The sequence below is a fragment of the Wolbachia endosymbiont (group A) of Barypeithes pellucidus genome, from assembly GCF_964030885.1.
GTDB lineage: Bacteria > Pseudomonadota > Alphaproteobacteria > Rickettsiales > Anaplasmataceae > Wolbachia.
The window spans coordinates 987,622-1,011,978 of record NZ_OZ034985.1 but is presented as its reverse complement, the minus strand read 5'-3'; the positions used below and the strand labels follow the sequence as shown (position 1 = coordinate 1,011,978).

At 36.2% G+C, this 24,357-nt stretch carries 23 protein-coding genes and 1 pseudogene; 12 read left to right on the top strand and 12 right to left on the bottom strand.

Annotation, left to right across the window (positions count from 1 at the left end; genetic code table 11):
* Positions 1 to 237 precede the first annotated feature (237 nt).
* Positions 238 to 1,269: pseudogene (locus ACQH1X_RS05225) on the bottom strand (IS3 family transposase); the annotation flags it as partial.
* A 73-nt stretch (positions 1,270 to 1,342) separates the two neighbouring features.
* Between ACQH1X_RS05225 and ACQH1X_RS05220 the strand changes: the two are divergent.
* Complete coding sequence (locus ACQH1X_RS05220; protein WP_425385758.1) at positions 1,343 to 2,095, top strand: IS5 family transposase; 753 nt, start codon at positions 1,343 to 1,345, stop codon at positions 2,093 to 2,095.
* Here the strand turns inward: ACQH1X_RS05220 and ACQH1X_RS05215 are convergent.
* On the bottom strand, positions 2,060 to 2,215 hold the full coding sequence (locus ACQH1X_RS05215; protein ID WP_425386695.1) for a hypothetical protein: 156 nt from the start codon (positions 2,213 to 2,215) through the stop codon (positions 2,060 to 2,062). The two genes, ACQH1X_RS05220 and ACQH1X_RS05215, sit on opposite strands and share 36 nt — an antisense overlap.
* Before the next feature lie 202 nt (positions 2,216 to 2,417).
* On the opposite strand from ACQH1X_RS05215, the gene ACQH1X_RS05210 reads away from it, so the two are divergent.
* Positions 2,418 to 2,765, top strand: a complete 348-nt coding sequence (locus ACQH1X_RS05210) for an IS630 transposase-related protein (RefSeq protein WP_425385784.1) — start codon at positions 2,418 to 2,420, stop codon at positions 2,763 to 2,765.
* A gap of 10 nt (positions 2,766 to 2,775) precedes the next feature.
* A complete protein-coding gene (locus ACQH1X_RS05205) occupies positions 2,776 to 3,276 on the top strand; it encodes an IS630 family transposase (protein WP_306794344.1) in 501 nt (166 codons plus the stop codon).
* Between the two features lie 67 nt (positions 3,277 to 3,343).
* Here the strand turns inward: ACQH1X_RS05205 and ACQH1X_RS05200 are convergent, their stop codons facing one another.
* The 3 genes from ACQH1X_RS05200 to ACQH1X_RS05190 form a co-directional block, all read right to left on the bottom strand.
* Positions 3,344 to 3,847 (bottom strand): protein-disulfide reductase DsbD domain-containing protein, encoded by a 504-nt coding sequence (locus ACQH1X_RS05200; protein WP_425385901.1) that lies wholly within the window; start codon positions 3,845 to 3,847, stop codon positions 3,344 to 3,346.
* Between the two features lie 415 nt (positions 3,848 to 4,262).
* Positions 4,263 to 5,912 carry a chaperonin GroEL gene (gene groL, locus ACQH1X_RS05195; RefSeq protein WP_425385900.1) on the bottom strand — a complete coding sequence of 550 codons (1,650 nt, stop codon included), beginning with the start codon at positions 5,910 to 5,912 and terminating at the stop codon, positions 4,263 to 4,265.
* Between the two features lie 100 nt (positions 5,913 to 6,012).
* Complete coding sequence (locus ACQH1X_RS05190; protein WP_425385899.1) at positions 6,013 to 6,303, bottom strand: co-chaperone GroES; 291 nt, start codon at positions 6,301 to 6,303, stop codon at positions 6,013 to 6,015.
* Between the two features lie 174 nt (positions 6,304 to 6,477).
* On the opposite strand from ACQH1X_RS05190, the gene ACQH1X_RS05185 reads away from it, so the two are divergent.
* Positions 6,478 to 7,284 (top strand): YgfZ/GcvT domain-containing protein, encoded by an 807-nt coding sequence (locus ACQH1X_RS05185; RefSeq protein WP_353285399.1) that lies wholly within the window; start codon positions 6,478 to 6,480, stop codon positions 7,282 to 7,284.
* Positions 7,285 to 7,982: 698 nt separating this feature from the next.
* Positions 7,983 to 8,939: an IS5 family transposase gene (locus ACQH1X_RS05180; RefSeq protein ID WP_425385760.1), complete on the top strand. Its 957-nt coding sequence runs from the start codon at positions 7,983 to 7,985 to the stop codon at positions 8,937 to 8,939.
* 627 nt (positions 8,940 to 9,566) lie between these two features.
* Here ACQH1X_RS05180 and ACQH1X_RS05175 read toward each other — a convergent pair.
* Positions 9,567 to 10,280, bottom strand: coding sequence for a hypothetical protein (locus ACQH1X_RS05175; RefSeq protein ID WP_425385898.1), 714 nt, complete (start codon positions 10,278 to 10,280; stop codon positions 9,567 to 9,569).
* Positions 10,281 to 10,476: 196 nt separating this feature from the next.
* On the opposite strand from ACQH1X_RS05175, the gene ACQH1X_RS05170 reads away from it, so the two are divergent.
* Positions 10,477 to 11,682 carry an MFS transporter gene (locus tag ACQH1X_RS05170; protein ID WP_425386673.1) on the top strand — a complete coding sequence of 402 codons (1,206 nt, stop codon included), beginning with the start codon at positions 10,477 to 10,479 and terminating at the stop codon, positions 11,680 to 11,682.
* A 398-nt stretch (positions 11,683 to 12,080) separates the two neighbouring features.
* Here ACQH1X_RS05170 and ACQH1X_RS05165 read toward each other — a convergent pair whose 3' ends face one another.
* The 3 genes from ACQH1X_RS05165 to secG are packed head-to-tail and all read right to left on the bottom strand — an operon-like array spanning position 12,081 to position 14,454.
* Positions 12,081 to 12,488: a nucleoside deaminase gene (locus ACQH1X_RS05165; RefSeq protein WP_425385897.1), complete on the bottom strand. Its 408-nt coding sequence runs from the start codon at positions 12,486 to 12,488 to the stop codon at positions 12,081 to 12,083.
* Positions 12,473 to 14,134 (bottom strand): CTP synthase, encoded by a 1,662-nt coding sequence (locus tag ACQH1X_RS05160; protein WP_425385896.1) that lies wholly within the window; start codon positions 14,132 to 14,134, stop codon positions 12,473 to 12,475. Before ACQH1X_RS05160 ends, ACQH1X_RS05165 begins: the two co-directional genes overlap by 16 nt.
* Entirely contained in the window at positions 14,134 to 14,454 is a 321-nt protein-coding gene (secG, locus tag ACQH1X_RS05155) for a preprotein translocase subunit SecG (RefSeq protein ID WP_425385895.1), read from the bottom strand. Before secG ends, ACQH1X_RS05160 begins: the two co-directional genes overlap by 1 nt.
* Positions 14,455 to 14,598: 144 nt before the next feature.
* Between secG and ACQH1X_RS05150 the strand changes: the two genes are divergently transcribed.
* A complete protein-coding gene (locus ACQH1X_RS05150; RefSeq protein WP_265025559.1) occupies positions 14,599 to 15,114 on the top strand; it encodes a gamma carbonic anhydrase family protein in 516 nt (171 codons plus the stop codon).
* A 45-nt stretch (positions 15,115 to 15,159) separates the two neighbouring features.
* On the opposite strand, the gene ACQH1X_RS05145 is transcribed toward ACQH1X_RS05150, so the two are convergent.
* The 3 genes from ACQH1X_RS05145 to ACQH1X_RS05135 are packed head-to-tail and all read right to left on the bottom strand — an operon-like array spanning position 15,160 to position 17,626.
* A complete protein-coding gene (locus tag ACQH1X_RS05145) occupies positions 15,160 to 15,900 on the bottom strand; it encodes a hypothetical protein (protein ID WP_425385894.1) in 741 nt (246 codons plus the stop codon).
* Positions 15,901 to 15,911: 11 nt separating this feature from the next.
* A complete protein-coding gene (gene ltrA, locus ACQH1X_RS05140) occupies positions 15,912 to 17,213 on the bottom strand; it encodes a group II intron reverse transcriptase/maturase (protein WP_425385808.1) in 1,302 nt (433 codons plus the stop codon).
* A 26-nt stretch (positions 17,214 to 17,239) separates the two neighbouring features.
* Positions 17,240 to 17,626, bottom strand: a complete 387-nt coding sequence (locus ACQH1X_RS05135) for a hypothetical protein (protein ID WP_246433168.1) — start codon at positions 17,624 to 17,626, stop codon at positions 17,240 to 17,242.
* A 361-nt stretch (positions 17,627 to 17,987) separates the two neighbouring features.
* Here ACQH1X_RS05135 and ACQH1X_RS05130 point away from each other — a divergent pair, with 361 nt between their 5' ends.
* The 5 genes from ACQH1X_RS05130 (at position 17,988) to pyrF (ending at position 24,341) form a co-directional block, all read left to right on the top strand.
* Complete coding sequence (locus ACQH1X_RS05130; RefSeq protein WP_425385893.1) at positions 17,988 to 20,558, top strand: valine--tRNA ligase; 2,571 nt, start codon at positions 17,988 to 17,990, stop codon at positions 20,556 to 20,558.
* A 68-nt stretch (positions 20,559 to 20,626) separates the two neighbouring features.
* Positions 20,627 to 21,223 carry a hypothetical protein gene (locus tag ACQH1X_RS05125; protein WP_425385892.1) on the top strand — a complete coding sequence of 199 codons (597 nt, stop codon included), beginning with the start codon at positions 20,627 to 20,629 and terminating at the stop codon, positions 21,221 to 21,223.
* Between the two features lie 63 nt (positions 21,224 to 21,286).
* Entirely contained in the window at positions 21,287 to 22,144 is an 858-nt protein-coding gene (locus tag ACQH1X_RS05120; RefSeq protein ID WP_425385891.1) for a hypothetical protein, read from the top strand.
* Positions 22,145 to 22,217: 73 nt separating this feature from the next.
* Positions 22,218 to 23,624 (top strand): hypothetical protein, encoded by a 1,407-nt coding sequence (locus ACQH1X_RS05115; RefSeq protein WP_425385890.1) that lies wholly within the window; start codon positions 22,218 to 22,220, stop codon positions 23,622 to 23,624.
* Positions 23,625 to 23,660: 36 nt separating this feature from the next.
* On the top strand, positions 23,661 to 24,341 hold the full coding sequence (pyrF, locus tag ACQH1X_RS05110) for an orotidine-5'-phosphate decarboxylase (RefSeq protein WP_425385889.1): 681 nt from the start codon (positions 23,661 to 23,663) through the stop codon (positions 24,339 to 24,341).
* Positions 24,342 to 24,357: the final 16 nt, after the last annotated feature.

Below are 24,357 nucleotides of genomic sequence, written 5' to 3'. Positions count from 1 at the left end.
ACAACAAAAGTTGAAAATACCTAACTTATTGTTCATGAGAAGTCACACTACAAAAGCTATAGTAAGCTAATAACCTGGTTTGGTAGAAGTCATAGTCCTAATTCTCTCGCTTGAGTCTTACTTCCATAACTTCCCCTAAAGAACCGTGCTTGCGGCTTTCCCGCACACGGCTCCACAATAATAGCGTTCACGATTGACCTTACCCAGAAAAAGTGGAGAGAAAGTTTGGAATGTTTTTTACAAAGAGAATGATGAATCAAAATGCTCAGGAATGCAATAGTTAATAGTGGAGTGTCTACGTTGTTTGTTATAAAAAATTTCTATATATTCAAATATAGCAGTTTTGATATGCTGTTTAGAGTGCCGAGAGGTGTCTATTGGTAACTCCCTTTTTAGAGAACTAAAGAAGCTTTCCACAACAGAATTGTCGTAACAACAACCTTTATGACTCATGCTAGGTACTATGTTTTTTATGGATAAGAGATATTGATAACCTTGCGAAGTATATTGTGAACCTTGATCACTATGTAATAGTAGATTTTTGGCAGGTTTACGCTTGTTAACGGCCATTAATAAAGAGTCCATAACCAATTGTTTATTTATTGAACTGCTCATTGACCAGCCAACTACCATGCGTGAATATAGATCGATTATTGTTGCCAAATATAGCCATCCTTCTTTGGTTTTTATATAAGTAATCCCATACTTTATTTGGTTGATCGACAATAAAGTTTTGGTCTAATATTACGACTCTACTGTCCGTTTGTTGTTTCTTAATTTTAAATTTTCTTCTCAATATAGCCTGAATACCATTTTTCTGCATAATACTTTGCACTGTTTTCAAGTTGCAACTTTTACCCGAAGCCTTTAATTCAGCATGAATTTTAGGAGCTCCATATCTACATTTAGAAGCTTGATATATTTTTTGAATATCTGCTAATAACTCCTTATTTGCTGATTCTCTACTGCTTATTTTCCTTGTAGTCCACTTATAGTAGCCACTAGCAGATACATTCAAAACCCTACATAATTCCTGCACTTTATGGTGTTTACTATGCTCTTTTATAAAAAAATATTTTACTCTTTTTGACTGCCCAGGGCTTTTTTTTAAATGTCTCTTTCTCTTGTTACTTTTGCTAACTCTTTCTGTAAATCAAATCTCTCTTTGTCATAAGGTGCTACATCTGGAAATGCATTTGCCGCTGACTTTTTTTCGTTATATTTCTTCATCCATTTTCCTAATACGCTATCCCTTATTCCTAGGCTCTGTGGACAAAAAATATGAAAAGAGAGAAAAAGATGGTAGTTTAGCTTAATAGGTAAAAAATGGAGAAACTACCATATGCAATATTACATCAAAGAGGAAAATTGGAAACAAATTTTAGAGTTCATAAAAAGCGTAAAAGGAATGCATAGCAAAGATGAAAAACGTTTAAGAATATTCATAGAGGCAGTGTGGTACATAGTCCGAAGTGGTTGCCAATGGAGACTTTTACCAAAAACTTATGGTAATTACAGGAGTATACATAAGCGATTTAAAAGATGGTGTGAAAGAGATGTCTGGGAAAAATTGCTTGAATATACTAAACAAGAGCCTGATTTAGAAGTTGCTATAATCGACGGTACGATCATCCGAGCCCATCCATGTTCATCTGGATATACAAAAAACTCCAAGGATCAAGAAGCTTTAGGGAGGAGCAAAGGTGGCTTTACAACTAAAATACATGCGCTTGTCGATGCACTTGGAAATCCACTTAAATTTACTCTGACCCCTGGTCAAAGAAATGAGATTACACAAGCAGCAACATTAACTGAAAGTGTCTATAATACCACTGTAGTGGCTGATAAAGGCTATGACAGCAATGCTTTTGTTACGAGTCTTGAAAGCAAGGGATGTACAGCAGTTATTCCTCCGAAGCGTAATCGAAAAGTGCAGAGGGGTTACGATAAACACATTTATAAAGAGCGTCATTTAATTGAGTGTTTTTTCGGTAAAATTAAGAACTTTAGGCGTATTTTTTCCAGATTCGATAAAACGGCTGAGGTTTTTATGGGTTTTCTAAATTTTGTCGGGGCTCTTGTATGGCTTCTCTAAAATTTTGTCCACAGAGCCTAGATCTCTTGCTACTTTTGCAACTGGTTGACCTACCTTTCTTTGTTCATTTGCCAGCTTAACAGCTTCCAATTTGAATTCTGCCGTATATTCTCTTGCCATTTCTAATCCTCCAAAATTTTATTTTACCCGAAAAAACTCCTTTCTTTCTCTCCACTTTTTCTGGGTAAGGTCACTTGGCGCACCCATAAAATAATTGACTTAGATTTACCGACAATTTGAAAAACGACAAATTCGTCGTATTCCGCTACTATAGTATTTCCCAAAGTAAATGATAAAGGTATAATAAGGTATTTGGGTTATAATGGCGTATAGTGTGGATTTAAGAGAAAAGGCAATATCGATGATAGGAAAAGGGAAGAAGAAGGTTGAGGTGGCAGAGCTTCTGGAGATAGGAATAGCAACTTTGTACCGCTGGTTAAAAAAGAAAGCTGCTGGTGAAAGCCTCAAGCCATCTAAAAACGGCAGCTTTATTCGAAAAATAGACCCAAAAATACTCGAAGAATATGTTACAAAGAATCCAGATCATACTCTGGCAGAGATGAAACAAAATCTTGGATTTGGAATAAATTCAATTTGGTATAGACTAAAACAGCTAAAAATTACTTTAAAAAAAAGTCACACTATATCAAGAGCGCAATCAAGAAGATAGGCAGCAGTTTATTGATAAAATCTCAAAAATAGACCATTCCAGCATCTTATATATAGATGAAGCAGGAGTTGATAATAAATTATACCGAGAATATGGACGTGCTCCAAGAGGAAAGAAAATTTATGCAGATATTCCAGGGAGAACTCGAGAGAGAATCAGTATAGTAGCCGGGTGGATTGGAATGAGATTTATTGCACCAATGACTTTCAAAGGTGGGTGTGACAAAGAGGTATTCAATATATGGTTGGAGAAGATGTTATTACCTAAATTGCCACTTGGCACAACCATAGTTATGGATAATGCTACATTTCATAAGACCACTAAAACAAAATCATTAATAGAGTCTTTTGGCTGTCATGTGCTGTATCTTCCAACATATTCACCAGATTTGAATCCCATAGAACACTGTTGGCATACCATCAAAAGCCGCCTCAGACCTCTAATGTATAAATGTACAGACTTACAACTTTTGGTTGGTAATACCATAATGGAAATTTATCATTCATTTTAGAAAATACTATAGTTAGCAGAATCTATGCCGAGATACCGCGGCGGTATGACGTGTTAGCTATAAAACCCTATTTTTCATACCACTCATTTATAAGTTTATTGATATCAGAATCTATGAAATCCTTTAGTGGTTGCCTGGTTTTTATCTCAACATTTTTAGGGATGCACCTATCTTTACATATCGCATAATTTATATGGAAGTTAAGGTCAATATACCCTTGATTTGAAAACACATTCATCTTAAAGGGAAATAATACCATATCCTTATATACGTTACTGATAAATATCTCTCTTCCTACTTTATCTCTATGTTCCTTTGGAGTAGGCCAGTAAATATCTATGTTTAATGTGTTACCCTTACAATCAAAAGAAGTGGGAAGACCGAAATTTCCAGGATCTTTATAATATATGTGCCAGCCTGGTTCTACTGTAACCCTTATTGCACCTTTAAGAGTGAGGTTTGCTTCATTTATCTCGCCAATAAGTAAATCAAATTTTGCAATTTCCTCGTCAGCATATAGTTGAGTGCAAGAAAAAAATAAAAACAATATTAAATATATATGTATTTTCATTAAGGTAAAATTCTCCTTTTATAGAGAAAGTGATTTAGATTTTAATTATTATATTTAATAGTATTATATAGATTATTTATTAACATAGCATTATTCTAATATATACAACTGTAATATAAATGGGTGAAAAGAATAAGTCATTGTGGAAAACACATATAGCTAAACTGACTTAGATTTACCGACAATTTGAAAAACAAAAATTCGTCATTCCGCTACTTATTAGCGGAATCTATCCGCGGCGGTATGACGTAGGAAAACCTTTCTTGGGTTAGCTATAGACAACCATAATATAAAAGAGTGAAACGGATGCAAACAGTAGTGCCTTTCTGCACCAAACGTATTACCTTTAACGAATAGTAAAATGTGAGATTTTTTGGAACTACCGTGGAGCAATTGCTCCACGGCTTCACTCTACTTAGAATCCACCCATGCCACCCATTTCTCCTGCGCCCATAGGAGATGAAGCATTTTCTTTGCTTGGTACATCAACTATCATAGATTCAGTAGTAATCAGCACACTCGCAACAGATATCGCTGTTTCAAAAGCAATGCGCACCACTTTTGCTGGATCAATCACACCAGCTGTAAATGCATTAGCGTAATTCATAGCCTCAACGTTGTATATAAGCTCTTTATCATTCTGCTTAATCAAATAGTCAATTATAACAGCAGACTCAAGACCAGCATTTTTAACTAACCTTCTAATTGGAGCACTGAGAACTTTCTTGATAATGTTTATGCCTATTTGCTCTTCGTCACTTGCACCTTTTAATTTGTCGAGAACAGATGAAGCATAAAGAAGCGCAACTCCACCACCTGGAACTATGCCTTCTTCAATTGCAGCTCTTGTTGCATGCAGCGCATCTTCAACTCTATCTCTACGTTCTTTAACTTCCACTTCAGTTGCTCCACCAACTTTTAGCACAGCAACACCACCTGATAATTTCGCTAAACGTTCTCTTAGCTTTTCTTTATCATAATCAGAAGTTGAAGTTTCAATTTGAGATTTGATCTGCTCGATTCTAGCTTTCACACTGTCAGAATCGCTATTTTCGCTGACAACTGTGGTATTATCTTTAGTAATTTTAACATTTTTAGCAGTACCAAGATCATCAAGTGTCAGATCTTCCATCTTAATTCCAAGTTCATCTTTTATGACGTACTTAGCACCAGTCAAAGTTGCTATATCTTCGAGCATCTCCTTTCTTCTGTCACCAAAACCTGGAGCTTTTACTGCAGCAACTTTTAAACCACCACGCAATTTATTGATAACTAAAGTGCTTAATGCTTCACCTTCGATATCCTCTGCAATAATAACTAAAGGTTTACCAGATTTAACAACAGCTTCAAGAATAGGAAGTAAAGGTTGAATAATATTTAATCTTTTCTCTGTAATTAATAGACAAGGATTATCAAGCTCCACGATCATTTTTTCATTATTTGTAATAAAATACGGAGAAAGATAACCGCGATCAAATTGCATGCCAGTAGTCAGCTCAACTTCTAACTCTTTTGAACCTTTACTCTCTTCAACAGTTATTACACCCTCTTTTCCAACTTTTTTCACGGAATCAGCGATACTGTTACCTATATCCTTATCACCATTTGCAGAGATTATCGCAACTTGCGCTACTTCATCTATTTTCTCTAGAGAAATTGTACGAGACATTGACGTAATTTCCTTTAATATTACATCTTTCGCCTTCTGTATTCCGTTTTTAATACCAACACGATCGTTTCCAGCAGCAATTGACTTTGAAGCTTCCATTATCATATTGCTAGTTAGTATTGAGCACGTTGTTGTACCATCACCAACTTTGTCGTTACATTGAGAACAACTTTGGGCAAAGATGCTTGCTATTGCAGCATTTAGTGGTTTTTCAGGCTTGATACCCTTCATTACCTTATAACCGTCTTTTGTGATTTCCGGTGCACCATAGGGCTTATTAATCCCTACTGTTTTTCCCCTAGGTCCCGCAGTTATTGCCACCGTTGAGTCTACTATTGCTGCGACTTCACGAAAGGCTTCTTGCAACTGCTCACCTGATACTACTACATTAGTCATTTTTATCACCTCTTGTTAATAAAAAATTTAGAAAACTATAATAAAACCATTTACAATGCGCCATGTTGCGCTTTGTTTCAGTTTAGTAAAATAAAGACTGCTATTTAATGACAGCAAGTATATCGGACTCTTTCATCACGATAAGCTTTTCATCATTATGTTCTATTTCTGTACCAGCCCATTGACGATAGAACACTTTATCACCAGCTTTCACAGTTAAAGCTACGCGTTCGCCATTTGAGTTGCGTGAACCTTCACCAATTGCTACAACTTCACCTTTAGTAGGTTTCTTTTCAGCACTTGATGGAAGCATAATTCCACCTTGCTTTTCCTCGCTAACAGGCTTGATCAACACGCTATCATCTAATACATTTAAATTTACATTTGACATTTGCTTTTCCTCTCAACAAATTAACCTATAACTTTATGTATATACTCGTAAGTTAGATTTCAAGGGCTGGAGCTTGTAAAATATGCACACCATTATAAAATATGTACGCCAAAAGCAGTTTCTAAAAGAGCCTAATGTTATATAATAAGATTTAGATTTATTTATGGAGATTTCATGAGTTATATACCATTCTTAAGTCGTGGTGTGATAGTGCTATATGGGCCTGACACTAGAGATTTTCTGCAGAGTATTATAACCAATGATATTAATAAGTTGGATAGCCAAAAAGCCATTTACTCTTTATTGCTTAGCCCTCAAGGAAAATATCTATATGATTTTTTTCTTATTGAATATGGTAAATACACCCTCTTGGAGTGCGAAAACATGCACTTGCAGCAAATAATCGAGAAACTGGATTTACTTAAAACTTATTTGAGGGTGAAGATTAAAGACGTTAGTGCGCTATATAAGGTTGGAGTTTTGTTTAATACTAAGTCAACGGAGTGTAGTGGTAAGTCACAAGTTATTTTTCAAGATCCAAGGCACAAACTGCTAGGAATGAGGATCATACATAAAGGTGAAATAAAGGAGCCAGTTGGGGATTTTACTCAGTATGAAAAAGTTAGAATTCAAAACCTCGTTCCAGATGGAGCAAAAGATATGGTACAAAATTCATCGTTCCCACTGCAATTTTTAATCGATAAAGTAAACGGTATAAGCTTTAATAAGGGGTGTTATATAGGTCAGGAAGTCGTAAATCGAATGAGCAGACAAGAAATATTCAGAAGAAAGCTTTACCTTGTTGAGGGGGATAACGCACTTCCAGATATTGGCACTAAAGTGACAAATGAAAATAATGAAGAAATAGGGGAACTGCGCTCTAGTGTAGACAACATTGGACTTGCATTGCTTAATACTGGAAAGAGCCATGCAAATTTATATGCTAGTGGGGTCAGGTGCGTTGAGACGTTGAAGTCTTAAGGTAGCGCATATAGAAACGAAAAAGCTGCTTGACACATTTCACCAGCCCCTTTATCATAAAACTGAAGGTATTCAGTTATCTTCATCTGTGCAGATTAAACAGCAAGAAAACAACGTAGTTGGCGTCTTATTTTTAATTTTTTGCACTATGTGCACCTTATGTCTTCACAATATTTCTAGGTTTTTACCTATATAAGCTGAGACACGCTTATAAGTCGTTTAAGACAGTATAGTACGCCAATTTGCAGGATTAGAGAGTGACAACTAGCTAACAAGGGATTTCTTTTGCCTTTTTTTCTGCTTAGTAAATTTCTTAAACATTTAAACTAAGGTGAGTTGCATTTAAAAGCAGCTAAATTGCAGTGTTTAAGACTTAAAAAACGCCAATACTGAAAATAGACAATGACTGGGGCTTCTTTTGCCTTTTTTTTCGTTTGGTAAATTTCTTAAATATTTATGGCTAAACGACAACCGTCATCCCAGTACCTTCTCTTGTCATCCCAGTGCCCAGACACTGGGATCCAGGAATTTTATTAAGTTGGTAAGCATAAAAGTAGCCGTTTTATGCTAAAGTACAACGTTTTGATGATTATGAAAAAGCTGGATCCCAGTGGGCTTTGTTGCATAGCAACCGAAAAAATCTGGTAGCTACTGACAAAATTCATTATAAATAACCATTTAACTGTTGAAGAAAAAATATGCCACAGAAAATGAAAGTCAGTAACCAAAACGAATATAACAAATTCCTTGAAAAAAGGGGAAATATTTTTCATTACATCGATGAAGCTATCGAAAATTGGTATGAAAATAGTCCAAAAATGCAGGGCGGCAACTATATTTACAGTGATAAAGTCGTAATTTTGGTGCATATAATTGTCAATCTTTTTAGAATTGGTTTAAGACAAACGGTGGGGTTTATAAAAGGATATCTGCAACAAATAGGAAAAAATTTGGCAGTTATCAGCTATTCACAAGCATCAAGAAGGTTTAAAAAACTTAATATTAAGATAAATGATTGCAGGGTTGATAAAAGCAACATGGAAAATATTGAAATTATCATAGATAGCACAAGTATCAGCATTTACAGTAACACTCCTGGCCACAGTAAGGAAAACAGTGCAGATAGAAAGTACCGAAGCTACGAGCAAGTAAGAAAGTTACATGTTATGTTAAGTGTGAATAGTAAAAAAGCTATAGCTGCAAGATACAGTAATGGCGTCTACTCTGACCACTATGGAGCTTGCGATTTGCTTGAAGAAGTTAATTTTCAGCACAAAATAAAAGCATTATATGCAGATAGGGCATACGATAGGCACAAACTTTATAAATTGTGTAAGAAATACGATATAAAGACAAAAGTTCTACCAAAAAAGGATGCAGCAGAACATTCAAAAATAGATTATATGTCTGACAGAAATGCTGCTATTAGGTTAATAAAATTATATGGACAAGATGGTGTAAAAGAGTGGAAAAAGGAAGCGATTTATGGAAAGAGATCTTACATAGAAGGATTTTTCTCAAGGTTGAAGCAAGTATTTGGATTTAGCTTTAGGAATAAATCTGAAGTAAATCGTGAAAAAGAATTACTAATTAAGTGCTATTTGCTCAACAAATTCACTGATATTGGTATGGCTAAATTTGAAATCATTACATAAATTTGTCGTAAACCATCACTGCTTAAGGTGCTATGCAACAAAGCCATCCCAGTGTCAAGCACTGGGATGGCAGGAGAAGGTACTGGGATCTAGCCTTTATTATTTGGTTGAAATTAAGTCTTCTGGATCCCAATGTCAGCTACTTTCATGACATCATCATAAAGTAAAATGAGATCCCAGTGTCACGCACTGGGATGACAGGAGAAGGCACTGGGATGACAAGAAAGGGGCTACTGGGATGACAAGAAGAGGGCTACTTGGATGACGGGGAAGGAAGGCACTGCCGTCTTGGATGGGAACCAGTGTCGGCTACTCGGATGACGGGAGAAGGAGACTACTTAGAGGACCAAAAAAGGGTGTCATTCCAGTGCACCTATGATGTCATTCCAGTGCTTGGCACTGGAATCCAGTTTTCCATATAATCTCATCAAAAACGTTGTAACCACTTTCTATGCTAGTTTGCTTGCTTACAAGTAAACTTTTCTGGATCCCAGTGTCTGGGCACTGGGATGACAAGAAGAGGGCTACTTGCATGACACCGAAGGAGCTACTGGGATGACAGGGAAGGAAGGCACTGCCGTCTTGGATGGAAACCAGTGTCTGGGCACTGGGATGACATCTTTATATTTAGAACAAAAGAGGTACTTTCTGCCCATTTTTAGCAATTTTTTCTTCTTTTTCTTTTTCCATTTTGGAGCCTGGTGCTTCATATGTAGCTGAAGGTCCAACAGATTCTTCTTTTGGTTGCATTATTTTACCTGATATGTATTCCTTAGCTTGCTTAGCGAGCTCGATTACAATAGCTACTCCAATTGCAGTTACGATCGCAAGCGCTAGTGCGTGTATTCCTACCATGGATAAGGACTCTAGTGCCGCTGATAAAGATGTTAAGGAATCTATTTTACATATTGAAAAAGTACCACTTGCAGCAATACAAGCTCCAGCTACGATGTTCCCAATAAACAGTAAAGGAATGAAGAACAAGAGCTGATAGTCTTCAGGCTGTTGAGTTAATGTTTTCCATGCTATTGAAAGAAAAATGTAAGCTGCTATCAATGGTATTATGGAAATAGCGCCAACAATACCACCTACTATACCTACTATCAGAGGTGACGGAGTAGTAAGGCTTAATATAATAAGTGGGAGAGATATAATTGATAGTATTATAGAAATTACACCTACTGTTTTCAGAAGAGATAGAAATCCTTTTGAATCTAAGAGTTCTTTAATTCCCTTAAATAACATAAAGAGAATGCCTATACATATTATAGCATAAAGTATTATTACTGCTATTTTTATTATAGCTGCTGATATAAGTGCTGCTAAATAAGCTATATCCATTATAACCTTACCACTAAACTTAATAACACTGCAATTATCACATACCATAATAAAAAAGTCAACACCATATGTTTAGGTTGTAAAATCCCAAAAAGCAGCCAGAATAGAATAAGCAAACATTTACGAATTGAATTTAGTGCAAACAAGGGTGTTGATATCAACCATACTCTGCAGAATCGCAATATGGTATGACTACATGCTCTTTATTGATTTGATTAACATAATCAGCAGAGAGTTTTGTTTTGCAAAAGATGTCTACAGTAACATACTGCAATTATTTGGAATTGTAGGGCTAGGCGCAATTGTAAGGCCACTTGGTGCATTCATATTTGGTCACGTTGGTGACAGGTATGGAAGGAGGATAGCATTAATAATTACTATCTTGCTAATATCGATACCATCGAGTCTCATTGCATTTATTCCAAGTCACAATCAAGTAGGTATAATTTCTACTATATTGCTTCTTGCAATCCATGTGACACAAGGAATTGCACTTGGTGGTGAACAAGGAAGTTCTGTTTATCTTATAGAGCATTTATCCAGTAGGAAAGAGAACTTAGGGATGTATTTTGGAATAATGGGCTTTGGTCGTTCCATTGGTGTACTGCTTTCTGCGGTGATAGTAATTATCTGCAAAAAAACTACTGATTTTTGTATCTGGGGTTGGAGATTGCCATTTGTTTTCTCAGCTATTTTAGGATTAATTAGCGCGTATAGCATATACACATTGGGAGAAACTCCAGCATATGAAAAAAATCGAAAACAAAGAAATTTACCTGATTTGCCAATAATAGAGCTTATAAAGCGCCACAAGAGAGCTCTTATACTTGCTATTTTAATATCTGTACCTGTTAATGTTGCTGTTGGATTTACCATATTTCTTCGAACACTCGCAAAGGAAATAGCATCAGTGGATGTTTATGTAACGACATATATCAACGAAATTGTATTGATTATAACCAGTGTATTAATGCCGATATCTTCAATAGCGTTTGGAATGTTGGCTGATAAAGTTGGAAAAGAGCGCACTGCAATCTTATTTATAGCAATTACAATGGCACTATGTTGTCCTGCGTTATCTATTGCATATTACTACAAAAATTATCTTATGATTGCGTTGAGCGTAATGGTTCTCTCTATAATAGAAAGGGGTATAGTTCCCATAGGAATAGTTGCATCTGAACTCTTTCCCACCAATGTCAGATTTAGTGGCGTAAGCTTATCACGTAACATCTCTTATGCATTACATGGAGGATTTACCCCTATGGTTTGTATTTGGTTGACTGTAACATTTCCTCAAACAAACCTTGCTGCTGGGCTTTATATAGTCTTCTGCTTGTTGGTCAGTGTGGTAGCAATATTGCAAATAAAGCCACAAGATAAAAAATGTGATTGGTCTTAGTTTTCTCTTATGTGATTTGATAGACCGGGAAAGGGTTTCATCTAAGTAGCTGACACCCTGACAACCGTCATCCCGCTGCTTGTTAGCGGGATCTAGAGATACTGTGACGGTATGACGTAGGACTGCTGTCATCCCAGTGCCCAGACACTGGGATGACAGCCTTTATCATGTAATTTCATCATATAAATCTTTCCATTTCTGATGTGTCTGTATATAAACATAATAACTTTTCATATATAGGAAATAAATTTACTGGATCCCAGTGTCAAGCACTGGGATGACACCCTCCTGGTAGACAATGTTCGTACAGCTGTGTGTCTGGGCACTGGGATGACACCCTCTGTTGTATGTCACGTGCTGGAATGACAGAGAAATCTAATTGAAATTGTTAGACCTAATTAGGTCCTTAGTTTCTCAAAAAAATCCTTTAACAAAAAAGAGCATTCTGTTTCTAATATTCCACCATAAACTTCAGGTATATGGCTGCAAAATTGAAATATCTTAGCACCATTTTCAATTCCTCCACCTTTTGGATTATAAGCTCCAAAGTACAATCGTTTAATTCTAGCAAAGGAAATAGCTTGAGCACACATCGGACATGGTTCTAATGTTACGTACATATCAGCATCACAAAGCGTGGAAGTTGAAAATGCTTGTCTGATCGCTAACATCTCTGCATGTGCAGTTGGATCGCTGGATATATTGTGTGCAGAAGAAACAACATTGCTTCTACTTACTATTACAGCACCTATGGGAACCTCATCATTTTTTTGAGCAAGTTTGGCTTGCTCTATGGCAAGCTCCATATATTGATACTTGAACACTTTCCTTTGCTAATCTTCTTTTTTAAAATTTTATTAACTGCTGCTTCAATAAATGATACAAAAAGAGGATGAGGAGAAAACGGCTTTGATTGAAACTCTGGATGAAACTGCACACCAATAAACCACGGATGACTCTCTAACTCCACTGCCTCTATGCACGTTCCATCTTCTGATATGCCACTGCATAGAAGCCCATTTTTTTCCAAATCATCTTTATAATCTGAATTGATTATGTATCTATGCCTATGCCTTTCTGAAATAGTAGTGTTACTATATGCATCCATCATTTTAGAGTTTGCATTTATATTACATTTGTATGCCCCAAGTCTCATGGTTCCACCAAGATCGTCATCTTGATCGCCAGCTAACTTAACGATTGGATGTTTACAGTTATGAAATTCTTCAGAGTGTGCATCTTCAAGCTTAACAACATTACGAGCAAACTCAATAATTGCAAGCTGCATACCAAGGCAAATTCCGAAAAATGGGATATTATTTGTACGGGCATAATTTATTGCTAATATTTTACCCTCTACTCCGTCATCACCAAACCCCCCTGGGACAAGGATTGCATGAGAATTCTGTAATTTTTCTTCTATAAGCTTCTCATTTATAGGTTTTTCTTCCTTTTCTCTTGAGTTAACCCAATTTATCCTTACTTTGACTTTATTACTAATTGCACCATGATTTAATGCTTCAACTAGTGATTTATACGCATCAGGGCATTCGGTGTATTTTCCCACTATAGACACAGTAACTTCCTGTGTTGGGTGCCTTATGGAATGCACTATTTGATCCCATTCAATCAAGCTTGGTTTTGGCTTACTTAAATGAAAGTGCTCCAAAATTTGCGTATCAAGCCCACATTGGCTATACAACACCGGTAACTCATATATATGACTCACATCAGGAGCAGGTATCACATTGGATAAAGAAACATTGCAAAGCTTAGCTATTTTCTCTCTTTGATTATCGAAAATTTCTTTCTCACTGCGGCATAATATAATATCTGGCTGTAACCCCGCGGAATTTAACTCTCGAACTGAATGCTGCGTTGGTTTTGTCTTTAATTCTTGCGCTGCAGTAAGATATGGTATTAAAGTTAAGTGAATAAGGATAACTCTTTGTTTTCCTAATGTGTAGTTAACTTGGCGTATAGCCTCCAAAAATGGTTGGCTTTCAATGTCACCTACAGTTCCGCCTATTTCACATATTACAAAATCTAAACCTTCCGTACCATTAAAAATGAACGATTTGATTAAATCTGTTACATGAGGAATGACTTGCACAGTTTTGCCCAGATAATCACCACGCCTCTCTTTCTTCAATAACTCATGATATATCTTACCAGTTGTTATATTGTCATCTTTTGTTGCTTTAATTCCAGTAAAACGCTCATAATGCCCAAGATCCAAATCAGTTTCAGCACCATCCTCGGTAACAAACACCTCTCCGTGCTGAGTTGGGTTCATTGTCCCAGGATCAATGTTGAGATACGGGTCAAGTTTTCTGATACGGATCTTAAAACCGTGAGCTTGAAGAAGCGCACCAACGCTTGAAGAAACTAAGCCTTTACCAAGCGACGATACAACTCCACCTGTGACAAAGATAAATTTAGCTTCCTTCATTAATTTTCAAATGGAACAGAAGTAGATTCACTTTCTTGCTTTTTTTCTAATATAATTTTTTCTACGATCGATTTTTTATGTACGTCTTTTGAACATAATCCTGACAATAGCAATGTGTTTATAATAAACAATCCAGCAACAATAGCCGTTATTCTGCTGAGCGGGTTTTCAGAAGATTTCACCGGAATCATCGAATTGACCCCTTGTTGTGTATTACTAAAACCACTTAATGAACTACTCTCAGGTGGCTGCAAGAGCACTAAAATTACTAACACAACAACCAATATTATTTGAAATATACTTAATACCGCTACTGACATTATAGATAGGGCTGAAAATAAAAATCTTAGCAGTACAAAGCACGTAAGTCAAGAACATCTGTCACCCAAATAACTTGAAATCTAAGTATGTATTTACTGCTTACCTTATTTTGATTAACATATGCATAAAACTTTGGGCTTAATATGTATCACATTTTAAAATACAAAAATTATGAACCAAAAATAGACGAAAGTGCTTTCATCGCAGGTGGTTCGCATATCATAGGCAAGGTTGAAATAGGAAGAGATGCAAGCATCTGGTTTAATTGTGTAATCAGAGGAGACGTTGGATCAATAAAAATAGGTGATGGAACAAATATTCAAGATGGAACGGTAATTCATGTGGATAGAAACCCAGGTGGTGACACAATTATTGGCAGTATGGTAACAGTGGGACATTTTTGTATGTTGCACGCATGCACGGTGCATGATAAAGCGTTTATTGGTATGGGCTCTACCGTGATGGACCATGCAGTTGTGGAGTCTGAAGCTATGGTAGCTGCTGGCTCACTAGTGACACATGGAAAAGTGATAAAAAGTGGTGAAATATGGGCCGGCAGGCCAGCAAAATTCTTCAAAAAAATGTCGAATGAAGAAATTAAACATATTGCACAGTCGGCACAAAACTATATTATGCTAATGAAGGAATATAAAAATTGAAGTTTGCGTCAAGTGTTTTACTTGACGCGTATGGCTCAACCCTTGTTACTTCCCTTTATTATTCCCATCTACTTCTTGTGCTTTCGCCCCATCTACTTGAGTACTAGGTAATGCTGCATATGTAACACCACCAACTACGAGTGCAGATGCTACTGCTATACCAATCATTACTGACATATCTAACCTAACTGTACGTTCAAGTGCAGTAAATGCTATCAGTCCAGCAGCAAGACCCATACCAACAGTAGCGGTGTACCGTGCTCCATTGCCTTGTTTTGGTTGCTCAGTTGTTTTGTTTTTAGCTTCTAGTGCTTGTTTTTCTTGATCGAATTTAGTTTGTAAGTCTGTTTTTTCCTTCTCTATCTGCTCAAGTTTATTTACTTTTTCTTGCATTTCATTTGATAGTTCATTTTTAGCTTCAGTTTTTAGCTCTTCGGTTTTTAGTTCATCTTTTGCAGCCGTTATTGTTGCTTGATCAGCTTTAAGTTCATCTTTAGCTTCTGTTTTTAGTTTCTCTCTGAATGCACTTACTATGTTTTCTGAAGTTTCTCCCTCTTTACCTTTCAACACTCCTTCAAGGAAAACTCTCAGCTCTTCTTTTTTTGTAGCATCCAGATTATGACCATTCTTACCTAAAGCATCCAAAATCTCTGCTAATCTTTTAAATCCTATGTTCGGTAGAAGCTGTAGCTTTACTCCTCTCGTTTGAGTTATATTACTACAACTCCCCCTAAAGAACCGTGCTTGCAGATTTCCCGCACACGGCTCATCAATATTAGTTTTCACAGTCGTCCCTCTTATGCATATAAAGAAAAATGTATTTTTGGCTTTGGTAATGGATTTACTTCTACGTAGTGTACAAACTGTTCCCAGGTCATACTCTTTTTCTGACTACGCCGATTTATCCATTTAAATGCTAGCTTTCTTACTGATGTGTAAAATTGTTTCAAACACCAATAATTTCCGCTAATACCAAAGTAGTTATAGTGTCCTGTTAATTTAGCCTTCAGTACTTGCCACCAATCTTTAAGTCGAATACTTCCGCGGACTATTTTCAACCACTCCTTGATTTCTTTTAGTTTTCTGGCTAGATTTAACTTTGAGGTTTTATGTCCCATTATTAATCTACCACGACGACTTTTTGCACCATAGTGCGTAAACCCCAGAAAATTGAAACTTTCCGTCCTTCGTTTCTCTCTTATCGCTTGTTGCCACTCCCTCTTGCCAAACTTTACTACTCTGGTCTTGTTTTCAGATACTTCCAACCCAAATTTATTTAGCCTTTGTTTCAGTAATTCCAGAAATTCTTCCGCGTCTACCTTACTTTCGCAACAAACCACAAAATCGTCGCAAAACCTTATTAGTTGTATATATCCTCTGGATCTTGGTTTAAATTTCTTTTCTATCCATAAATCCAACACATAATGTAAGTATATATTTGCTAATACAGGACTTACTATACCACCTTGGGGTGTACCTTGTTTTGTTGCTTCATAATTTCCAGCTTCGACTATCCCTGCCTTGAGAAACCGCTTTACTAACCACAGCAAATTTGGGTCAGTTATTCGTTCCCTTAGACATCTCATTAGCCATTTATGCTGTATATTATCGTAGAACTTCTTGATATCCACTTCTACAATGTAGTTTATTGGCTTGTACATAACTGCTTTATCTAGTGCATTTACCGCTTGATGACAGTTTCTTCCAGGTCGAAATCCATATGAGCTGTCCAGAAAGTTTGCCTCGTAAATATTTTCTAATATCTTCTTCAGCATAATCTGTACTAATTTATCCTCGGTCGATGGTATTCCGAGTCCGCGTTTCTCTTTACTTCCAGCTTTCGGTATATATACCCTCTTTACTGGTTGTGGTTGATATTGCTTCCTCTTCATACTTTCTACTAGCACTTCGAGTTTCTCATTCAGATTTTCTCCGTATGATTCCACTGTTATCTGGTCTACTCCACAAGCCTTGTTACGCTTCAGTTCTTTATAACATCTCGCAAGATTCTCTGTATTTATCAGATGGACTAACGATGTGAATTTTAGTCGCTTATCTTGCTTTGCTCTTACTGCTATCTGGTTTAGTTTATTTTGCATGTTATTCCAACCTCCGTTGTATTGGCCTAGCAATCCCTATTCCAGTTACTATATTGCTGATCGCTTCCCCTTGTACGTGGCTTTCCCACATTCTGAGTACTATCAATCAGTCCGACTTCCCCTGCATCTTCCGCTAGTTCTTGCCTTTGTTGACTTGTTCCAGCGTACCTTTGTAGGAATGCATAGGATCTCCCAAGTTCACTTGAAGTCCATTTCAATACATGGCACGGTCTCAGATCCCGATAGAGTGAGTGATAACTTGCCTTTACGTTATCCTTCATGCTGTCTTCCATGGCCATGAAAATGTCGACCTCTATGTCTTCAGGTATTTCGGAACTCAATCCCTTCACTTTCGTTGTACCCTGCATTGTCCATCCCACTAGCTCTATTACACTCGTTACCTCATGCAACATAGTGGTCTGTTCCAAACTGTTGGCTAGACTTTGTTTGTGTTGGATTTTCACCAACTGTTCTCCAAGCACTTCTTGGCGCACCTTGGCGCACCATAACGAACCTCAATATATATAATTAACATTACATAATACCTTTAGAACCTAAGGTCAAGTAATATTTTTATCATAGCATAGAAAATTTATGTTCGTAAACAAAAAATTTTGGCGTAAAATTGCCGTATTTACTTAATTGTGCTATAGCTAAAGTAATTTAGGTTTACCGACAATCGTCATCCCGCTGCTTGTTAGCGGGATCTAGAGATACCGCGAATGAATCGCGGTATGACGTTGCTAGCTTAAGGTTTAAAATTGAGAAATATTTATGTTAAAAGAAAAATACGGCTTTAAAGAAGTTGAAGACAAATGCAACATATTATGGGAAGGCAGTAAAGTTTATAAATGGAATGGTGAAAAGGATAACACTTTCACTATAGACACACCTCCACCAACAATATCGGGTAAATTGCATATCGGTCATATATTTAGCTATTGCCACACAGACTTTATTGCAAGGTTTCAGCGCATGCTGGGAAAAGATGTGTTTTATCCAATTGGGTTTGATGATAATGGGCTTCCCACTGAAAGATTGGTTGAACAAACCTATAAAACCCGTGCAAAAGAAGTTGGCAGAGAAAAATTTATAGAGATGTGCCATGAGGTTATTGAAAAATCAAAGCAAGAATTCAAGGAACTATTTAAATCAGTCGGCATTAGTTACGATTGGGGTTTGGAATATCACACGATCAGCAAGGAAACTGTGACGCTTTCTCAAATGTCGTTTATTGATCTATATAATAAGGGATATGCATATAGAAAAATGCAGCCCATCCTTTGGGACCCGGTTGATAAAACCGCAATTGCGCAAGCAGAAATAGAAGATAAAGTTTTTGAGTCATCCTTAAACACGATAGTTTTCTCTACTCAAGAAAATGAGCAGATCAATATTGCAACTACGCGACCTGAATTACTTCCAGCATGTGTTGCAGTTTTTTGTCATCCAGAGGATACGCGCTACACTCATCTGATCGGAAAAACAGCCGTAGTGCCAATAACAAAGGAAAAAGTTCCAATAATAGCTGATGATAAGGTTAAAATAGATAAAGGCACTGGGCTTGTTATGTGCTCTACGTTTGGTGATGAACTCGACATATATTGGCAGCAAAAGCATAATCTACCGATGAAAATTATCATCGATCAGGATGGGAGGATGAACCTGCATCCACCACATGGTCAGAAGGAAAGAGTATGGATCCCAGTGTCTGGGCACTGGGATGACACCATAGGGGCTACTCGGATGACAGGAGAAAGGGCTACTCAGATGACAAAAGAAGACGTCATTCCACCACACCCCGGCGTCATTCCAGCGCGTGACGCTGGAATCTATGAAATAAATGGACTAAAAATTGTAGCAGCAAGAAAGAGGATAATTGAAATCTTGAGTGGAAAAGGACTTTTGATAGAAAGCACTAGCATTTCTCATTCTGTCAAATGCGCAGAAAGGTCTGGTGCACCACTTGAGATATTGCCTACTTATCAATGGTTTATCAAGACCTTAGAGCAAAAAGCTCAAGTATTAGATAAAGTAAAAGAATGCAATTGGTATCCAGCTACTATGCGTAAACGTATGGAAGTGTGGATAGAAGGGCTAAATTGGGACTGGTGCATTTCAAGGCAGCGCTATTTTGGTGTGCCATTTCCAGCGTGGTATTCCAAACGTAAGGGAGAAGAAGGTAAAATTATTCTAGCTGAAATAAAGGCCCTACCTATAGATCCATCGAAAGATTTACCAAAAGGGTATAGCAAAGAAGAGGTTATCCCAGATCAAGATGTAATGGATACCTGGGCCACAAGTTCAATTACTCCTCAACTAAGTGCACTTGCAGTAAATAGTGAGTTTAGCTTGCCAAATCATCGCTATGATACAATATTTCCTGCAGATCTGCGCAGCCAGAGCCATGAGATAATAAGAACTTGGGCTTTTTATACTATTTTAAAGGCACATTATCATGCAAATTCTTTACCTTGGAAAAACATTATGATCAGCGGTTGGTGTTTAGCCGATGATAAGAAAAAGATGAGTAAATCAAAAGGTAACATCATCACTCCTCATGTAATACTTGAAACTTATGGAGCTGATGTAGTGCGCTATTGGGCAGCGAACTCAAGGCTTGGAGTTGATACAGTCTACTCTGAAAATATATTCAAAATTGGCAAGCGCCTAGTTACAAAACTTTGGAACGCTAGCAAGTTCGTTTCCATGTTCATGGAAAAGCATCAAGTGATGAGCATAAATTCTGCTCACGAGACAATGGATAAGTGGATATTGTCTAAGTTATACAAAGTTATAGAAAGAGCAACGAATAACCTATTACAGTTTGAATACTGCGAAGCTTTGGGCGTAATAGAGGAATTTTTTTTGAAGGATTTTTGTGATAACTACTTGGAATTAGTAAAAAAACGCGCGTACGGAAGCAGTTTAAGTGCAAAACAAAGCTTGGCATATGTACTGAATATTATTTTGCGGTTATTTGCACCTTTTTTGCCTTACATTACAGAAGAGATATACCACCAGTTGTATAGTTATAATTCTGTACACAATCAAAGTAATTGGCCGAGCAAAGAAGAGCTTATCTACGATAAATATTCAGAGGAAATGGGAGACAATTGCGTGCAGATATTAAACATTATCAGAAAGATAAAAGCAGATAATAATGTATCAGTTAAGCATTTGATAAAGAAATTAGTGATAAAAGCAGATCTACGAGAGGACAAATTGAATCAATCCGCGCAGAATGACCTACAAGCAGTTTGCAATGCGGAAATGATAGAGTGGATGCAGTCTGAGCTTGAAACTGAAGACGGGAAATACATAGTGAATATAGACTTATACTGATTTTTATAGCTTTACTTCCTTTGATATCCATGCTATTATAACCATTATTAGTTGTGAGGATGAGGGATTTGTATAGTAAAACCAATGCACCATATCTTATAGCTGGTGCTTTTGCTACTTTGGTATTGCTTGCATCTGGGACACTTGCTGTTGCCCATTATGTTGAGTTCTTGTCTTCAGTTGCAGCCTTTAATGTAGCTCTTCCTGTTGCCTTGAGTTTGTCTATACTTTCTATTTTGGTGCTTGCACTTTTATGTAAAATGATTAAGAAAATAGAGGTTGAGAAAAATAAATTTGCTGAAAAAGAGCAAGAGTTAGAAAGCGTAAAACAACAATTTGAGAGTAAGGTACAAGAGTTAGAAAATAAAATAACTCTAGAAAAAGAAGCTAAAGAAGCTGCAAACAAAGAAGTGAAGAATCAATTAAATAAATTAACTAGAGAAAAGCAAGATGCAGACAGAGTGATTGAAGGGTTAAATAAGGAAATAGAGCAGTTAAAGAAACAGCTAACTGATGCACAACAAGAATTAGATGATACTCTAAAAAAGTCAAGTGATAGAGATAGTAAAATCCAGAGATTGAAAAGTCAAATAGATACTCTTAATAATGAGAAAGAAGAGTTACGTAGTAAAAATGCAGAGTTGGAAGTGAAAGTTAAAGGTTAGTTAAAACATAAAGAGGAGATGCTTTCTCTTGAATACCAAGAGTTACGTGATGAAAATGCAAGATTGAATGAAAGAGTAGGTTCTTTAATGGAGGAATTATCTCAACCTCAAAAAGAAGTAGATTCCTTAGAAAGGCAGTTACATGAATTAAAATATGAAGGAACTTTAGCTCTTTTATTAGAAGAAAGAATAACAGAATTGGAAACATGTTTAGAAAAGAAAAGGAAAAAAGTAAGAGAATTAGTAGTGCAGTTAAGAAAAGAAAAAGGCGAAACTTCTTGTTTACAACCTAAATTAAGGGATGTAGTAGAAAGAAAAAGACGATTGAAAGAAGAGTTAAGTAAAAAAGCGCAAGAAACGATCCAGCTAGCTGCAGATTTAGAACAAAAAGAAAAACTATGCAAGGAATTAGAAGAGGAAAAAACTAAAGATCTTAATAAGATCGGAGAGTTAAATAAACTTTTGGATCAAGAAAGAAAAGGAAATGAAAAGTTGCGCGATAATAACAGTAAGTTGAAAAGTAGCGAAAAAGATTTGGATGACGAATGCAGTAAATTAAGAAGACGTAATTCTGATTTGGAAAGAAAAGTTAAACGTCTGCAAGCAGTAATTGAGCAGGAAGACAAGCCTAGTCATTCCATTTCTTCAGATATAAGCAGTGAACATTCATCAGAATTTGAAGGAACAGGTGAAAATAAGCTTGCTAATGGACTAACTTTCCCGAAACCACTTTCTCCTCGCACATCCACACCAAGAAGATATCTTAGAAAATCTCTATCTCCTAAAAAGGAAGATGAGGATGAGAATAAAGAAAATTCAGAGCAACTAAATCACGAAAGTCTTGATACAAATATAAACATCCCTCATTCATCGCCTTTTAAAGATACAACAAATAATTCCTATCACACCTTAAAGATGTAAGTGCAGGAACCTCCACAGATAAGAGAATCTTAACAAATATATACAAGACTGCTTTGTGTATGGAGGAGGGGTAATGAGCAATTTGTTTAACAAAGCTAACACATTTTATTTTATAGCTAGTTCCTTGACGTTACTTACATCTTTAGCGCTTATTGTAACTTCTAATGTGCCTCTTCCTCTAATTCTTGCTTTAGCTGCATTATCTATTTTGGTGCTTGCACTTTTATATAAAATAATTCGTAATAATAAGAAAATAGAGATTGAGAGAAATAAATTCGCTCAGAAAGAGCAAGAGTTAGAAAATAAAATAACTCTAGGAAAGGAAGCTGAAGAAGCTGCGAACAAAGAAGTGGAAAAATTAAAGAATCAATCACATGAATTAACTCGAGAAAAGCAAAATTTAGACAAGAAAGCAAAAAAATTGGCTCAGAAAGTAAATGAGTCAGAAGTTGAGAAAGAATCTCTTCTTAAAGAAAAAGAATCTTTAGAGCAAAAATTAGAAGCTAAAATAAACCGTGTATTTGAAATAATAGGCAAATTAGAAAAAATAACGAAGGAAAAAGATGAGCTTGGTGAGCAAGAAGAAGAATTACTTTGTAAAATCTCGCGTTTATGTGAACAGTTACAAGAAAAAGAAAATGATATAGCTAAAAAAGAAGAACGCATAACGGAATTGAAAAGGAAAATATACAATAATAAATATGAAGAATTACAAAATAAAGAAATTCATAAAGAAATAGAAAAATTATCTAAAGAAAAAGAGAGATTAGATAAGGAAATAGAAAAATTATGTAAAGAAAAACATATATTATATAAAAAAAAAGAAGAATTGTATAAAAGACAAGAAGAACTTTATGTAGAATTAGATGAGTTACAATGTAGATTTAAAGAAATTAATCAGAAAAATAAAAACTTATCTCAAGAATTAAAAAAGAAATTTGAAGAGTTAGATGAAGCAAATGGTTTAATTGAAAATCAATCTTCTGAGTTAGACGGAATAAGAAAAGATTGTAACAATGAGGCGAAAAGTTTAAAAAATTTACTTTTGAAGCAAGACGCTCAAATAGAACAACTTGAAGAAGGTTTTTTGAAAGAGAAGAAAGAACAAGTAAATTTTATGCAACTGTTGATAAGCTGTATAACAGACCAAATAGAAGGACCAACAGGAGATAATGATGAAAAAGCAATACTAAACACGACTCAAATATTAAAGTTTGCGTTACAAAAAGAAATTGCACGACTTTTGTCAGACGAAACGCCTGCTTCTTCGCTGGAAGATCTTGTATATGCATCATCGCCAAACGAAACATCTGTTCCTTTACATGCAGGAGATCCTGGATATGAATCCGAGGGAGATTCTGGATATGGATTACCTAACAGCTGTTTATCCACTCCGACCAAGTTGCCAATTTCACCATGGGCAGAACGTTGTAGACGCAGTCAATTCCGGAATGTAGAACTTGTAAAGTGCGATGATTAGTCTTATTATAAAAAAAATTGTACAAGGAGGTATATAATGAACCCAATAATATGCGCACTGGATACACAAGACTTAAATGAGGCTATTTCTCTAGCTAATGCTCTGTGTGGTAAAGTTGGCATGGTAAAGCTGGGATTAGAATTTTTTGCTGCTCATGGTCTCTCTGGAGTGCAAGAAGTTGCAAAATGCAATGTACCAATTTTTTTAGATCTGAAATTGCATGACATTCCAAACACTGTAGCTAAAACAGTTGAAGTAATAAAAGTTCTGAACGTTGAAATGTTAACTCTGCACATCAGCGGTGGAACAAAAATGCTTGAAGAAGCACTAAGTGTAGTGCAAGGCACAAAAATAAAGCTGATTGGAGTAACGGTGCTAACTAGTATGAGCGATGAGGATTTAAACGAGCTTGGAGTAGCAAGAGAGGCAAAATCACAGGTAATTTTGCTTGCAAAGCTTGCAAAAAAGATTGGACTTTATGGAATAGTCTGTTCTGCATTGGAAGCTCAAGAAGTGCGCCGAGAATGCGGTGAAGACTTTAAAATTATTACTCCAGGAATTCGTATAGATCCAGGTCATGACGACCAAAAAAGAACAGCAATGCCAAAAGAAGCAATAAATTCAGGAGCTGATTATATCGTAATTGGTAGGCCCATTACAAGAAGTGATGATCCTGCAAGTAGTGCAGAATTAATATTGAAATCTCTTACTAATTGAAGCAGATAAAAAAAAG